Source organism: Chlamydia felis Fe/C-56, from assembly GCF_000009945.1.
In the GTDB taxonomy this organism is placed as follows: domain Bacteria; phylum Chlamydiota; class Chlamydiia; order Chlamydiales; family Chlamydiaceae; genus Chlamydia; species Chlamydia felis.
In genome coordinates this window covers 895,231-909,208 of sequence record NC_007899.1, presented here as the reverse complement: position 1 = coordinate 909,208, position 13,978 = coordinate 895,231, and the positions used below count along the sequence as shown (strand labels likewise).

Genomic DNA, 13,978 nt, shown 5'->3' with positions numbered 1-13,978 from the left:
GGTTCGTACCTAATCTCTAGGGTTTCATTATTTTTTTTCTTCTTCTTTCTCTTGGGGCGCGGGAGATTTTGCTACTTTGACTTTTGCAACGCGTATAGGACGGTCTCCGATTTTGTAGCCTTTAGCAAATTCTTCCACGATAATTCCTTCGGGGACTTTTGTTGTTTCCTCTGTTTCTACTGCCTCATGTAAAAATGGATTAAATTTTTGTCCTACAGAGGAGTATTCAACAATACCTTTTTCTTCAAAAACCTGTTTAAATTGTTGTAGGATCATATTGAATCCTAGCGCCCAGTTTTTTACTTCGTCTGACATTTGAGAGGCAAATCCTAAAGCTTTTTCCATGCTTTCTATGGGCACTAAAAAGTCTATAAGAGCATTTTCCACAGCATACTGCATCATTTCCTGACGCTCTTTTTGCATGCGTTTGCGAGCGTTTTCCGATTCCGCAAGGACCATTAAGTATTTATCATTTTTTTCTTTTAACTCAGCTTTTAACGTCGCTATTTCTTGTTGGAGATCCTGAATCTCGTTATCGGGGTTAGGAACTGATGGATTTTCTGTTTCATGTTCGTTAGAGGAATCTGTCATGAAGTCTCCTTGGGGGGTAATAGTTTTATAGAAGAGTATCTTGCCAGTAACGTGGGTTCTTTAGAGAGTTTAGGATCGGAAGGACAAGGTCTTCTGAAGGATAATTTAAACTTATAAAAACTTTGTGTCAGGCTATCTTTAACTTTATCTGCAAATATTGTGAGGGTTTGGAAAATCTCCCTGTAGGGAAGATTTATAGGACCCAGTACACCAAAGGCTCCTAAAGGAGTACGATTCATATAATAGGGAGTCGTAATTACCGCACACTGTGGGTTAGGAGTTCCAAAAATTGTCGAGAGCTCATTGCCTATAAATGCCGTGGGGCGATCTCTGTGCATGCCAATATCTAAAAGTTTGCACATATGGCGGCGATTCTCGAAAAATGATAATCCCAAGGCTAGTGTGTCGGGGTCTTTGAAAGCGTCGTATTTGAGAAGTTTGGATAATCCTGTTTGGTATAAATCTTCCTCGCTGAAATTACAGTACCGGGTGAGATAACGCACGACAACTTCATTATATAGAGTCATTCCTAGATCTTCTTCTTTTTGAGAAAGAATCTCTGTAGGAGGTTGTTTACGCACATAACTTTGAAGAAATGTTTCAATACGCTTTACAGAGGCTGGACTTGAGGTTTCTGGTAGCCATAAAGTTTCTGTAAATACCTGACCAAATTCTGTAGACAGAATTACAACTACCCGTTGTTCATCTACTAGAGAAATCTGGATGTTGGTTATAGAGTCGTTTTCAAATCGCGGTGAAGAAAAACAGGTGGGGAGCTGTAGAGCCTCTCCCAGGATTTCCAAAGCCTTTTGTAAATCTTTCACAATGTTTTGACTTTCTTCAGGGAGTTGATTCAATAGGCGTGTTGTGCTCTCAGGAAGCTCTGACTGAGAAAAATCTGCACAATGGTCTACATAATAACGAAAAGCCAAATCCGTAGGGATTCTTCCCCCGGAAATATGATTTTTCTTTAAAAACCCTTCTGATTCTAACTCTGAAAAATAATTACGAATCGTTGCGGTGCTCAAATTCGAGCATTCGTATTCCTTCAGTGTTTTTGACCCGACCGGCTGACCTGTTTTTAAATACAGCTCTGTCGTCGTTAAGAGTATGTAAAGAATCTTAGACTCTCGTTTTGAGATCCATGACCTGGACATAACTGTTTTCCAACACAAATAATCTGTTCTCTGGCGATTATTATAGGAAAACGACCCTCCGAGGTCAAGGAAGTTTAGCACTCACCTCTAAAGAATGCTAATCCAGGCCTAAGAGGCGGAGGAGAGTTTTTGGGATTGAGGGAGATAATTCTCGCACCAATGGACAAAATCTTTTGGTTGTACGGAAAACTTTTCTCCAGATCGGGATTCTATTTCTAGTGTTCCTGAGTTCAGGAAAGTTTTTCCGAGAATGAGTTTATACGGAATCCCAATAAGATCGCTATCTTTTAATTTAAACCCAAGTCTTTCATTGCGATCATCTAATAGAGGAGCGTAGCCGGAGTTTTGTAACTCCGTATAGATTTTTTCTGCAGCTTCTTGGGATGCAGAATCACCGCCATTGTAGAGAATAGAAATATCGAAAGGAGCGATGGCCTTGGGCCAGACAATACCGCGGTCATCCGCAAGTTGTTCTACACACGCGGCGAGGGTTCTGCCTATGCCTATACCATAGGTTCCCATCCAGCAGGTTTGTTGTTCACCTTGTTCATTTTGAAACCCAACATCAAAACATTCTGTATACCGTGTGCCTAAATTGAAAATATGGGCAACTTCCACACCTTCAAAAATTTCGTAGGGCGCATTGCCGTTTGATGGACAGAGGTCACCAGCTTCAGCAAGAAGGAAGTCCGCATATTCAGGGCGGGGGATATCCCTATCCCAGTTGACATTTTTGTAGTGTTTATCTTTGGCGTTTCCTGCGCAGATGAAATTTGTCATACAGCGCGTGGTTTCATCTGCATAGAATTCAATAGGACAGTTTAAAGGTCCTACGAACCCCTTCTCTGTTCCTAGATTGTTTTGTATTTCCTCATCTGAAGCAAGCGCACACTCGTCAGCATTGAGTTTTGAGCGTATTTTCGTCAGATTAATCTGTCGATCTCCTCGGATGCCTATGGCGACGAATGTATTTTTTTCTCCGTAAGAGAGTTTAACAACCAGAGTTTTCATGATCCTATAAGGAGGGATTGAGAAAAAGTCCTGGAGATTTTCTATTGTGCGCACATCTGGGGTGGCGACTTCTTCTATAGGGAGAAATTCCTTATCATAAGTATATTGTACTGGAAGAGCAACCGCAGCTTCGATATTAGCTCCGTAATCTCCGCTTACACAAATTGTGTCTTCCCCTAGAGAACAGAGGACATGAAACTCTTCCGACTTTCCTTTGCCGATCTTTCCTCCGTCGGCCTCTACGATAACATACTTAATTTCTAATCTATCGAAGATCTTTTGATAAGCTCGTCTGAGTTTATCGTACTGCTCGTTCATTTGCTCTGGAGAATCTGAGAAGGTATAGCTATCTTCCATAAGGAATTCCCTAGCACGCATGAGTCCAAATCTTGGTCGAATCTCGTCTCGGAATTTTGTCGCAATTTGATACAAATGAATGGGCAGTTGTTTTCTTCCTGATAACCACTGAGAAACAAACATAGTGACGACTTCTTCGTGAGTGGGAGCAAGACACAACTCTTTGTCTTCTCTATCTGTTAAGGTGTAGAGAAGACCTTCGGAGCGAAATGCTTCCCAGCGGCCTGTTTTTTGCCAAAGTTCTGCAGGATGAAGAATAGGTAGCATAAGTTCCTGTCCCCCAATCGCATTTAGCTCTTCCCGAACGATGTCCATCATCTTAAGAGCAACGCGCCAAAATAGAGGAGTATAGGTGTAAACACCCTTTGCTGTCTTGAAAATGTAACCTGCTTTTTCTAGCAACTCGTAGGATAAAACAGCAGCGTCTTTGTTCGCATTTTTGGAAGTTTTGTAAAAAAGCTGGGAAGTTCTCATGGGGCGCAATCACAGATCTTAGACTTTTAACCGGTAGATACCGAAACAGATACTCTTTTCTTTCCTGAAATATGTGGGTTTTTAGGAATCTTTAAATCTTAACACAGCAGCTTTTCTTGATCAATTGTTAGCATTAATTATACAAGTGTGGTTTTTGATTAATATTATTTCCGACAAACTTTTGTTTTTTAAAAATAAATGAGCAATTGGATATAAATATAATTAGTTAGAATAAAAACTTTTATTTTTATTTGGTAATTCTATGTCATCAGTAAGCGGAAGTTCTAGTCAGAATCCGAACCCTATTCCAGAAGATCCGAATAACCGTTTGGATTTGGATACCACAGATTCTTCTTCCAAGGATCAAGAAGGCGCGTCTAGTCCCGGTGTTACTGAGACGGGGTTAAGTGTTGAGGTTTTGTCCATTGGGGAGTTATCGTCTATAGATGGTGCAATTGCCGGTGTTCAACACATTGCTAATGCGATAATTGCCACGGGGGGAGCTCCCTCATCTTTATCCCCAGCAACTGGGGCTGCGGTTTTTGCAGAGGAAATCGTTACTGATTTTTATGACGAAGGAGCTGGTAGAGAAGAGCTGGAGCGAATTGAAGAGAAAATGGAGGAGTTATTTGCTGGAATTGAAGCGTCTGAAACTCTAGTGGATGATTTGAAGAGAAAGCTTCATAATTTTCAAAAGGATCGCTTAGCTTCTGTAGGACAACCCTCTAAGAAATCCCATTCCGGAAAAGGGCCAGATCTTGAAGAGCAGTTTCTTGATTTGCGTCGTGATTTAGCCTCGCTAAATGGTCGTGCGAATGAATTAGAAAGTATCGCGTTTAGATTAACGTCATCTTTGAGTGATGGGCACAACGCTTTGATGGGCATGTCTTTGGAAGATTTTCGTGAGGCCATGGGGGACTCAGCTGATCTGTTTCTTGAAAAGTTAGGTGCAATGGGATTGGTCTATGGAGAGAATGGTTGGAAAATAGATCCTCAAGGATCCATTCCTCGATTAGCTTTAGAGACGCAAAGGACGCGTGCGATTTTAGAACATCTTCCTATCCCAACAGAAGAAGAATTCATACAGGCTGCATCTGAAGATACAATTTCTTGCTGTCAAGCTTTTGTCAATAGGTTAAGGGCTTTGTGGAATACCCTAGTGCAGATGTTCTATGAAATCTATAACTCAATGATTTTTTTCCTGTTTTGGATTTTAAGAAAGTCTCGTATTAAACAGTTACCTTCCTCGGTAAATAGTGAAAACAATCCAGTTTTTGAAAATCCTTTTGCATCTGCGTCGGGAACCTCTTCGACAGGGGGAAGTAATTCTTCCGTAAGGTCTTCGGTTTCTGGAAGGAGTGATTTATCTGATGAGGATGTAATCCGTCGTCCTGAAGATAGCGCAATAGATGCTCAAAGTGTTGATAATCAAGAAGATGAAGACGGGGGAGATTCCCTGGAAGATTTTTGAGATTCGGTAATTAAAGAAAGCCTGCGACAATCTGTTTGAGAGTTGTTTTTTTTGAAATGCTTTAGTATGTTCACTTTTGTTACTACGGATTGTTTAGGACATCTTTATTTATGAATATCAAAAGAAAATGCTCACTTCTAGTGTGCTTAGGGTTAGTATTTCTGCTAATTTCGGGCTGTTGTCCTTTCGCAGATAAAAGTACTTCCTGCTCTCCTAAAAAGTATCTTCCCATTGTAAGTCATCTTTTAGAACTTTGTGATTTACCTGAGGTCGAAACTCCGGAGGAATTAGTGGAGGCGACAAAGCCTTTATTATTGACTCGGGAGCAACGTATGGCTGCGGATTTTGGTTCTTTGCCAGTAAGCGATGATCACGCTTTTTATAATGATCTTTCTTTGTTGCGAATGACGCAGACAGTTCCTGCTTACGCAGCTACCTATAGCAGTGCGGTCATTTTTGGGGGTACACTGGCAACTATTCGTCAGCGTTTAGATTTTCTTATTCGCGAATGGCAAAGAGGGGTACGCTTTAAAAAGATTATTTTCTTGTCTGGGAAAAGAGAGCGTTATGCGAAAGTTGAAAACCCTGATCAGTTTTACGACAAGCGTCACAACCCATTTCCTGTAGAAGAAAATTGGAACCCCGCTGAGCATAAGCTCCCTTCTTCGGAAGATGAAATTGCGAGATTTGTTTGGTCGCAGATGGTGGTTCCGGCTTCTTGGAGAGATTCTTCAGGTGGCGTTGAAGTAGAATTCCTTGTTGCTGAGCCTGCAGAAGGTCAGAAATATGGAACACGTCATGATACGTTGAAAATTTTCCATGCTTATCATGGAGAGGGATCTGAGCGTATTTTATTTGTAAGTAGCCAACCTTTCATTCATTTAGATCGTTCTCGTGTTGTCAAGCATTTTGATAAGGGAAAGTACGATATTGCCGGTCCTGGATTTGCTCAAGTAATTTTACAGCATAAGTGGGCTCCGAGAATATGCCTACATTCTTTGGCAGCATGGGTAAGTGAAACTGATGGCTATTTGACAATCTCTCAGGAGTAATCGTTGAACGAGGAATATTGGATCTTGGAGGTAAAGGTTACCCCAAAATCTAAAGAAAATAAAATTGTTGGATTTGAAGGTGAGGTGTTAAAAATACGCGTTACCGAAGCTCCAGAAAAAGGAAGGGCTAACGAAGCAGTTATTGCTTTGTTAGCCAAAACTTTATCTCTTCCCAAACGTGATGTGACGTTAATTTCAGGAGACTCTTCCAGAAAAAAAAGACTCTTATTGCCGAAAGCCGCGGAATCCATAATTTCTGGGTGGCGGGAGAAAGGCTTTTAAGCAAGACTGCAGTTTTTTTCAGTTTCAGGTTTATCGTTTTTCACAGCAGCTTTCTTATCTTTATTATCTTTAAAGATGATAGAACGGAATTGTTTACGTTCTGTTTTGTTGATTTTCAATCCTAGACGACGGATGACGTCTTCGTTGAATGTCGTTGTTTGAGGTAGAGGCTCGGCAATGATTTTTTTCAACCCTTCGATATCTTGATGTCGGTTGAGTAAGTGATAGACCATTTGAGCTGCTTGCTGCCCGGATTTTTTAAAATCTACACCACAGGCAACGCAAGCTCCTTCAGCTACTAGAGAAAAATCATCGGTAATTACAGGGATTTTTTCTTTAAGGATTTCTTCAATAAATGTTGTTCCTTGCTTATAAGATAACGAAGAAAAGGGAATAAAAATCGCTGAAGGGTGTTTATCAATTGCTTGTTGGATACGTGTTTTAAAGTTTGTTGGCGTTACGGAGATTTCTGTAACAGAAATCCCTGAAGCATGAAGTTTTTTTTCGATTTCTTTTTGTAGGGCCGAAGGGAAGGGTTCTACAGGCTTTATATAGACCAAAGATTCTGCATTGGTTCTTACGGCTTGTATGGCAAAACAGCATTGATTGATATCTAAGGTGTCATTGACACCATAGATATTTGTTTGTTTTTTAGAGAAAGCAAGAGTCTCTCCATCAGGAACCGCAGCATAGATAATCGGTTTTTTTGTTTCAATTTGGCTCATAATTTTTGTGGCTATAGAGCCTAAGGTAACAATAGCCACAATGTTTTGATCACTATGTAGCAAACGGGCGATTTTCCTTGCTTTCACCACGCTATCTTCAGCATTAACAACAAGAACTTCCGGAGAGTTTTCTAGAGACTTTAAAACTTCTATGCAGCTTTGACTACAATCTTCAAGTATTGAGTGGGAGAAAGACAAAAATACAGCAACTTTCGGTGATCCCTGTTCGGGGTTAGGAGAAGAGATAACCACAGCAATAAAAGAACAGATAAGAGAAAGGAAAAAAGCATATTGAGCAATTTTGCGAAGAATCATAGTGATAACACCGTTCTATCATATACAGACGTTTGGCTTAAGCGTTGGCAGGCTGCAACGATATTTTCCGATTTTCCTAAAGAAGAAAAGCGAACGTATCCCGTTCCACACGAACCAAATCCTTTACCAGGAGTGATGGCAATATGATACTGGTATAAGAAAAAGTCAAAAAAATCTTCATCAGGAATCATGCTGGGAACTTCAACCCAAAGGTAAGGAGCGTGCTCACCACCGTGTACAACAAACTCAGCTTTTTGTAGGGCCTCACGCAAAAGCGAGCTGTTATAGCGATACTTTGAGATAGCTTCTAAATTAGGGAAAAGCGAAGCTCCAGCAATTGCAGCTTCTTGAACAGGGAGAGAGGCTCCATTGAATGTTGTGCATAGGAAGCGTTCCCAGTCACGAATTATAAGAGAGCCATCACTATATTTAAGATCTTTAGGAACAATATTCCATCCCAAACGTACTCCGGCAAATCCTAAAGACTTGGAAAAGGAATTAATTTCTATAGCGCAGAAGCGTGCTTCAGGAATTTCGAAGATACTTGTAGGTAAGGAGGGATCGGAGATAAATGCGCTGTAGGCAGCATCGAACAAAATTATGCTCCCATGAGAGTTAGCGTAATCGATAAGCTCTTTAAGTTGCTCTCTGTTTAATACGGTTCCTGTGGGGTTATTAGGAGAACATAGACAGAAAATATCAATGTTTTCTTCTTGAGGAATTACAGGAAAGAAATCCGTTTCTTTAGTGCAGGGAAGTTTGACAATCTTACGAGCTCCTGCAAGAATCGCAGCATCTATATAGGCCGGATAAGAAGGATCTTGCACGGCTATGGTTTTCCCAGGGCCAAATAGAGAAAATAAACGAAAAATATCTGTTTTTGCTCCGTCAGAGATAAAAATTTCTTCTGGAGAAACTTTCCCGCGATAGCAAACTTCGGAGAGTTTTTCTTTTAAAGCTGGAAGACCTAATTCAGGACCGTAACCGCGATAGGTTTTGGGATTTCCTAATTTCCTTACGGATGTGGAAAAGGTGTCAATGACAGACGCGTGTAGCGGCTGCGTGGTGTCTCCTATAGATAGGTCTATGATGGAGATTTCAGGATGTTTTTCTCGGAAAGAACGGATTTTTTGACGTATACTGGAGAAAAGATAGTTAGTTTCTAAACTTGAAAAGTTGCTGTTTCTTCGCATTGGGTTTTTTCGTTATCGGTAGCTCATGTTCAGACATCTTAAGAAAGGTCTCGCTTTTTTTATATACCTTTCTGTTTTTTTCTAAACCAAACGCCAAACTTGCAAATCAACCCCTAGAGCAAATACTTCCCTACCAGGAAATTCGTCAGGTCCTAATGTTGGATTAGACTTCGTTGGGAAAAATAGAGCTGCGTCTTATTAAGACGTGTTTTTTTATTCATATAGGAAAGACCCCATCCAGCTACATGGAGTAGCTAGATGGGAAAGGGAAAGTTTTCTTTTTTGCGTGAGAACTAAATGTACATTTAGAATCACAATCTTAGGAGAAATAGAGGGGTCGCAGGTGGGCTATTCCTGCGATTGAAGTATTCCAAACTCGTATTTCTCCTTATAATAGTTTTTATATTTTTATCGCACTGTTTTTATTTGATTAATTCATTGTTTTAACAATCTTGATTATTTAAAATGCGTGTTTTGTGTTTATTTTAATTGATAATTAAATTTTTTGTTTCTCAAATAAAGGAGGTGTGTTCTTTCTATCTTCTTTTTTCTGGTTTGTGTCGGGTATTTGGTTATTAGCCACATGTTCCTTTTAGAAGTTTTTTTAAGGTAATCTGTGTGCGAGATATTGCTAAATAAATCATCTCTTTCTATAGGTTGTGGATACCATGGGAAGACTGTTACGTTATTGCTGCTGTTTTTGCAGTGTAGTATTTATTTGCTATTTTTCATCTTGTTTAAGTACGGGGGCTCAAGAAGTTCTTCGTTGTCCTGATTGCGAGAACTTTAGTAAGGCTGTTAATCGCTCGGATCAATTACCTGAAAACATTCAAGAATCTGAAAATGGTTGTTATCTTACGGGGTATGTACAAGCTCTCGTCGATATGCATTTTTTAGACAGTTGTACACAGGTTGTAGTTGAGGATAACGTTGCTTATATATTCTCTCTTCCTGTAGATGCTCTTCTCTCTACTGCGATTGTAGATTTCATTAAAGATTTACCTTTCATTACTTCTGTAGAGATTTGTGAGTGTTCGTATCAAGAATGCCGCAATCGCTATAGAGATAACTGTCCCATTTTACCAAAGCAAAAAGCGTTGGGAACGGAAATTGTTTGCGGTAAGGAGGGAGTATGGTTGCCACAAAATACTATACTTTTTGCTCCGTTAATTGCAGATCCTCGCCAGGTAACTAATAGCGCGGGTATTCGTTTTAATGAAAAGGTGATAGGAAATCGCGTAGGCTCTGCTATTTTTGGCGGGGATTTTATTCTTCTACGTCTTTTTGATATTTCTCGGTTCCATGGTGATTTAGATATCGGTATTCAAGGAGGAGTCTTTTCTGTTTTTGATTTAGATCATCCCGATTCGTGCATGGTAAACTCAGATTTTTTTGTCTCAGGCTTGCTGGGCTTTGCTGTGAATAAATGGAGTTTCCGTTTGCGTCTGTGGCATCTCTCCTCGCATTTAGGAGATGAGTTCCTTTTAACACACCCCAGCTTCCCAAGGTTTAACCTTAGTGATGAAGGGATCGATTTCTTTGTCTCTTTGCATCACAATCCCCAACTACGTGTTTACGGGGGCTTAGGCTATATCATTAGTAGGGACCTTACATTCCCAGAACGGCCTTTGTACATAGAAGCAGGGGCGGAGTTACGTCCTTTCGGATTGCGAGAAGGAAACTTACACGCTCAACCGATTTTTGCTATGCATTTTCGCTTTTGGGAAGAGCAGCATTTTGGAATAGATCAAACCTATATCCTGGGTATGGAATGGTCTAAATTTCGCGATGTAGGAAGAAAAATTCGCGCATTTGTTGAGTATCATCAGGGATTTTCTAAAGAAGGGCAATTTGTGCGAGAGCCGTGTAATTACTACGGCTTTCGCTTATCCTACGGTTTTTAGTTATACTTCTATAAATCCATCGGGATAGGGAGGATGCTCCGGACCTATAGGTAGGGTGTTGTTCATGTACCTCCTGAAAATTTCTATTCCTGCTTTCGGAGAGGATATACAGAATACGCAGTTGCTTACCCACTCTGAACCTCGGTTCGTTCCCGCTGTACAGTTGCTTTGATATAAGGGGGTAATCTTGTCTTTCCAATAGGAAGCAGGGCCTATTAAAAAGATAGGAACAGGAGGTTTTTTCCCTGTTTTTATACTGACAAGCTCTAGAGAAAGTTCAAAGTCAGTTCCCAGGCCTCCAGTAACAAATAGGGCCAGATCCACATGGAAGTGTTCCTGTCGTTGAATTAAAGAAGAAATCCTGTAGGTCATTTTTGCTTGTGTATAGGGATTTGCAGCTTGGGGTGCTCCCGGAGATTGCTCAAAGTCTACAGTGTTGCCACAGGAGAGGAGATTGAGTTCTGTGGCAACCTCATTACCTATGGACATAGCTCCTGGGCCACCTCCGGTCATAATTGCTAAAGGTGTGTTGGGAGGAAATCCAGGAATAGGCATTTCTTGAGTCAGACTATGGATTCCTTGTAGAAACTCACGTAGATCTTCTTTATAACCTTCAGAGACGATCCCAGAGCCGTGAATTCCGATAAAGTAGGCAGAGCGAAACTCTTGAACGCGTTTTACAGGAACAAACATTCCTGAATCTTGACCACGACGTTTTACATACTGCAAAACGCGTTTAGAGGCTCTGTCTACCCAGAATGTTGGGATTCCGGAGAAGTATAAGTCCATAAGTAATGAACGGTCATGTTCCGAGAAATATTCTCCGTAGTTATAGGAGGGGATCTGGAAATAGATCTGTTGCAGGTAGTAATTTACATGGTAGGAAAGCAGCATGCCTTTAAGACACGAAGAAGGGAAATAACGTGAGAAAAGTACTCCCTGGCTGGTAATGTGGCCCGTTTCCATAGCTTGTAGGAAAGGAAAACAGGGTTGTTCTTCTATGTATTCGTGAAGATTCTCAGGATAGGGGTTCCTTTTATCGTATAGAGATTTTGCTGATCCTACTAACCAGGAATTTGGTGATAGCTCGGGAATTTCACTGCCCTTAGAGATGTATGTTGCTGCTTTTTCTTGAGTTCCCTGAGCAGTTTCAAAAATGTCAAAAATACATTTTTCAGATTCTAAAGAGGATTTCAATGAATCACGATAACAGAAGAAAGAATGTTCCTTATAGGGTTCTATGGTGAAGAATTCTAAAGGAATGATCTCTACAGGAACTGAACTTGTTCCATAAAATTCGTAAATATCCCCAGACTCTTGTGTAGTCGGCTCTAAAATATTGGCTGCAGTATGCTTTACTCCTTCAGGGAGGAGAGAGTCTACAACACGAGCAAATACAGTGCGGATATGCAAAGGTTCGGTTTTTATCAGTAGAATACGATTGCGATAAGGGATCTTTTCCCGTTCTACTTTATATTGATAGAGAGCAAGGAAATTTCTCACTCTCATGTTAGGTTGCCCTAAGGCTTTCCCAATGAGAGGAAGCAAACCATAGATTTTATGATCGTATTGAACTACCCCAGGAAGAGTGGGAAGAGAGACAACAAGACGATCATCAATCACATCTAAAGAAATGAGGTGTTCTAATTTCTTGCCAAAACACAGCAAAGGCATTCCTGCCTTGTCGGTATGTTTTAGCATTCTTTCTAGGTATTGAAGAGAACGTACTAACCTTCGGTCATCAGCTGCAAATAACTTTGCAACATAATCTCCAGGCTCTAATAAGGTGAGCATAACAGAAGCAATAGGATCATGACTGCTCATTTGCACTAGTAGTCGTGCTCGAGAGCATTCCTTACTTAATTCAGCTTCTTTAATTTTTGCATCTACACCTAATTGTGCAAGTGAGCTTTTTAGATTGAGATGTAAGCAGTGCTTAGGTAAATGGAAACCCAAGAAGTACTCGGGGATATTTAGTATTTCTATTTCTCCCTCATAGATATTTGGCGATAGCATACGTAGGGAAGAAGTAAGATACCCATCAGGAGAAGTTGCGTCGTGGTTCCTGTGGAATAAGTTAAACATGTACCCTCCAAAAAAGTCGGATTTTATAGCTCGAACGCTTTGTTTTAGATGAAAAAGATTTTTAAGAAAATGGAAAGAAGCTTCTTTGCGATTGAGAATTATTTTTCTCTGGATACAATGGAGGGTTTTTAAAAAGGATGGGAAATATGCGAATTCCAAGAAGCGTTGGTACTCACGACGGTTCTTTTCATGCTGATGAGGTTACAGCGTGTGCGTTGCTTATTTTGTTCGGTCTTGTTGATGAAGGCAAAATCATCCGTACGCGAAATCCCGAAAAGCTCGCAGAATGCGAATATGTCTGCGATGTGGGCGGCGTATATTCTGTAGAACAGAAAAGATTTGATCATCATCAAGTGTCCTACGAGGGGCCTTGGAGTAGTGCAGGAATGATATTGGATTATCTTAAGGAGCAAAGGCTTATCGATTTAGAAGAATATCATTTTCTAAACCATACGTTAATTCATGGCGTTGATGAACAAGATAATGGCAGGTTCTTTTCAAAAGAAGGCTTCTGTTCTTTTTCTGATATCATTAAAATATACAATCCTGAAGAAGGTCGGAATGCTACGGATGCGGATTTCTTTTTTGCTTTAAAATTTACTATAGATTTACTGAAGCGTTTGAGAAATAAGTTCCGTTATGATCGCATGTGTAGAGATGTTGTAAGATCTGCCATGGAAAAGGATGACTTTTGTTTGTTTTTTGATCGTCCGTTAGCGTGGCAGGAAAATTTCTTTTTCTTAGGAGGAGAACGTCATCCTGCAGCGTTTGTGTGTTTCCCCGCGTGTGATCAATGGATCCTTAGAGGCATTCCCCCGACTTTAGATAGACGTATGGAAGTGCGTGTGCCCTTCCCAGAAAATTGGGCAGGACTTCTTGGCAAAGATCTGGAAGATGTCTGTGGTATTCCCGGAGCTATTTTCTGCCATAAGGGATTATTTTTATCCGTTTGGGATAGCAAAGAACATTGTCAACGAGCCCTGCAGTTGGTTTTGGAGAATCGAGGATTAGTATGACAACCATTTTTGAAAAAATTATCGAAGGCTCAATAGAGTGCGAAAAAGTTTTTGAAAATGAGAATTTTATAGCGATTAAAGATCGCTTTCCTCAGGCTGCTGTTCATTTATTAATTATTCCTAAGAAGCACATAGAAAGAATGCAAGATATGCAAGATGAGGATTTTTCCCTGCTTGCTGAAGCTGGAAAGATTATTCAGCAATTAGCTGAAGCTTTTGGTATTGCTGATGGATATCGTGTCGTAATCAATAATGGCATTGAGGGGGGACAAAGCGTATTCCATTTACATATTCATCTTCTAGGTGGAAGCTCATTAGGGGCTATAGCCTAATTTTCTTTTGTAC

General features: G+C 40.4%; 12 protein-coding genes. 6 read left to right on the top strand and 6 right to left on the bottom strand.

Going from position 1 to position 13,978, the window contains the following annotated elements; translation table 11 throughout:
- Positions 1-27: 27 nt before the first annotated feature.
- From CF_RS03835 to CF_RS03825, 3 genes are all read right to left on the bottom strand, one after another.
- A complete protein-coding gene (locus CF_RS03835) occupies positions 28-591 on the bottom strand; it encodes a nucleotide exchange factor GrpE (protein ID WP_011458314.1) in 564 nt (187 codons plus the stop codon).
- Entirely contained in the window at positions 588-1,748 is a 1,161-nt protein-coding gene (hrcA, locus tag CF_RS03830; protein WP_011458313.1) for a heat-inducible transcriptional repressor HrcA, read from the bottom strand. Before hrcA ends, CF_RS03835 begins: the two co-directional genes overlap by 4 nt.
- 108 nt (positions 1,749-1,856) lie before the next feature.
- Positions 1,857-3,590: a proline--tRNA ligase gene (locus CF_RS03825; protein ID WP_011458312.1), complete on the bottom strand. Its 1,734-nt coding sequence runs from the start codon at positions 3,588-3,590 to the stop codon at positions 1,857-1,859.
- 262 nt (positions 3,591-3,852) lie between these two features.
- On the opposite strand from CF_RS03825, the gene CF_RS03820 reads away from it, so the two are divergent.
- From CF_RS03820 to CF_RS03810, 3 genes are all read left to right on the top strand, one after another.
- On the top strand, positions 3,853-5,061 hold the full coding sequence (locus tag CF_RS03820; RefSeq protein ID WP_011458311.1) for a CT392 family protein: 1,209 nt from the start codon (positions 3,853-3,855) through the stop codon (positions 5,059-5,061).
- A 110-nt stretch (positions 5,062-5,171) separates the two neighbouring features.
- Positions 5,172-6,113, top strand: a complete 942-nt coding sequence (locus tag CF_RS03815; RefSeq protein WP_011458310.1) for a hypothetical protein — start codon at positions 5,172-5,174, stop codon at positions 6,111-6,113.
- Positions 6,114-6,116: 3 nt separating this feature from the next.
- Positions 6,117-6,395, top strand: a complete 279-nt coding sequence (locus tag CF_RS03810; protein WP_041468005.1) for a DUF167 family protein — start codon at positions 6,117-6,119, stop codon at positions 6,393-6,395.
- Here CF_RS03810 and CF_RS03805 read toward each other — a convergent pair.
- Together CF_RS03805 and CF_RS03800 are read right to left on the bottom strand one after the other, a co-directional pair.
- On the bottom strand, positions 6,392-7,435 hold the full coding sequence (locus tag CF_RS03805) for an ABC transporter substrate-binding protein (RefSeq protein ID WP_011458308.1): 1,044 nt from the start codon (positions 7,433-7,435) through the stop codon (positions 6,392-6,394). The two genes, CF_RS03810 and CF_RS03805, sit on opposite strands and share 4 nt — an antisense overlap.
- Entirely contained in the window at positions 7,432-8,628 is a 1,197-nt protein-coding gene (locus CF_RS03800) for an LL-diaminopimelate aminotransferase (protein WP_011458307.1), read from the bottom strand. The genes CF_RS03805 and CF_RS03800 overlap by 4 nt, the downstream gene beginning before the upstream one ends.
- A gap of 668 nt (positions 8,629-9,296) precedes the next feature.
- Between CF_RS03800 and CF_RS03795 the strand changes: the two genes are divergently transcribed.
- The gene (locus CF_RS03795; RefSeq protein WP_011458306.1) at positions 9,297-10,532 is read left to right on the top strand and encodes a DUF1207 domain-containing protein; all 1,236 of its coding nucleotides are present in this window, start codon (positions 9,297-9,299) and stop codon (positions 10,530-10,532) included.
- Here the strand turns inward: CF_RS03795 and CF_RS03790 are convergent, their stop codons facing one another.
- Entirely contained in the window at positions 10,533-12,617 is a 2,085-nt protein-coding gene (locus tag CF_RS03790) for an LOG family protein (protein ID WP_011458305.1), read from the bottom strand. It abuts the gene before it with no gap.
- 146 nt (positions 12,618-12,763) lie between these two features.
- On the opposite strand from CF_RS03790, the gene CF_RS03785 reads away from it, so the two are divergent.
- Both CF_RS03785 and CF_RS03780 read left to right on the top strand, forming a co-directional pair.
- Complete coding sequence (locus CF_RS03785; RefSeq protein WP_041468104.1) at positions 12,764-13,633, top strand: MYG1 family protein; 870 nt, start codon at positions 12,764-12,766, stop codon at positions 13,631-13,633.
- Entirely contained in the window at positions 13,630-13,965 is a 336-nt protein-coding gene (locus CF_RS03780) for a histidine triad nucleotide-binding protein (protein ID WP_011458303.1), read from the top strand. The genes CF_RS03785 and CF_RS03780 overlap by 4 nt, the downstream gene beginning before the upstream one ends.
- The last annotated feature ends 13 nt before the right edge of the window (positions 13,966-13,978 follow it).

Excerpts from the sequence above, each read along its gene's own strand:
- CF_RS03835 (WP_011458314.1), bottom strand. The coding sequence starts at position 591 with ATGACAGATTCCTCTAACGAACATGAAACAGAAAATCCATCAGTTCCT.
- hrcA (WP_011458313.1), bottom strand. The coding sequence starts at position 1,748 with ATGTCCAGGTCATGGATCTCAAAACGAGAGTCTAAGATTCTTTACATA.
- CF_RS03825 (WP_011458312.1), bottom strand. The coding sequence starts at position 3,590 with ATGAGAACTTCCCAGCTTTTTTACAAAACTTCCAAAAATGCGAACAAA.
- CF_RS03820 (WP_011458311.1), top strand. The coding sequence starts at position 3,853 with ATGTCATCAGTAAGCGGAAGTTCTAGTCAGAATCCGAACCCTATTCCA.
- CF_RS03815 (WP_011458310.1), top strand. The coding sequence starts at position 5,172 with ATGAATATCAAAAGAAAATGCTCACTTCTAGTGTGCTTAGGGTTAGTA.
- CF_RS03805 (WP_011458308.1), bottom strand. The coding sequence starts at position 7,435 with ATGATTCTTCGCAAAATTGCTCAATATGCTTTTTTCCTTTCTCTTATC.
- CF_RS03800 (WP_011458307.1), bottom strand. The coding sequence starts at position 8,628 with ATGCGAAGAAACAGCAACTTTTCAAGTTTAGAAACTAACTATCTTTTC.
- CF_RS03795 (WP_011458306.1), top strand. The coding sequence starts at position 9,297 with ATGGGAAGACTGTTACGTTATTGCTGCTGTTTTTGCAGTGTAGTATTT.
- CF_RS03790 (WP_011458305.1), bottom strand. The coding sequence starts at position 12,617 with ATGTTTAACTTATTCCACAGGAACCACGACGCAACTTCTCCTGATGGG.
- CF_RS03785 (WP_041468104.1), top strand. The coding sequence starts at position 12,764 with ATGCGAATTCCAAGAAGCGTTGGTACTCACGACGGTTCTTTTCATGCT.
- CF_RS03780 (WP_011458303.1), top strand. The coding sequence starts at position 13,630 with ATGACAACCATTTTTGAAAAAATTATCGAAGGCTCAATAGAGTGCGAA.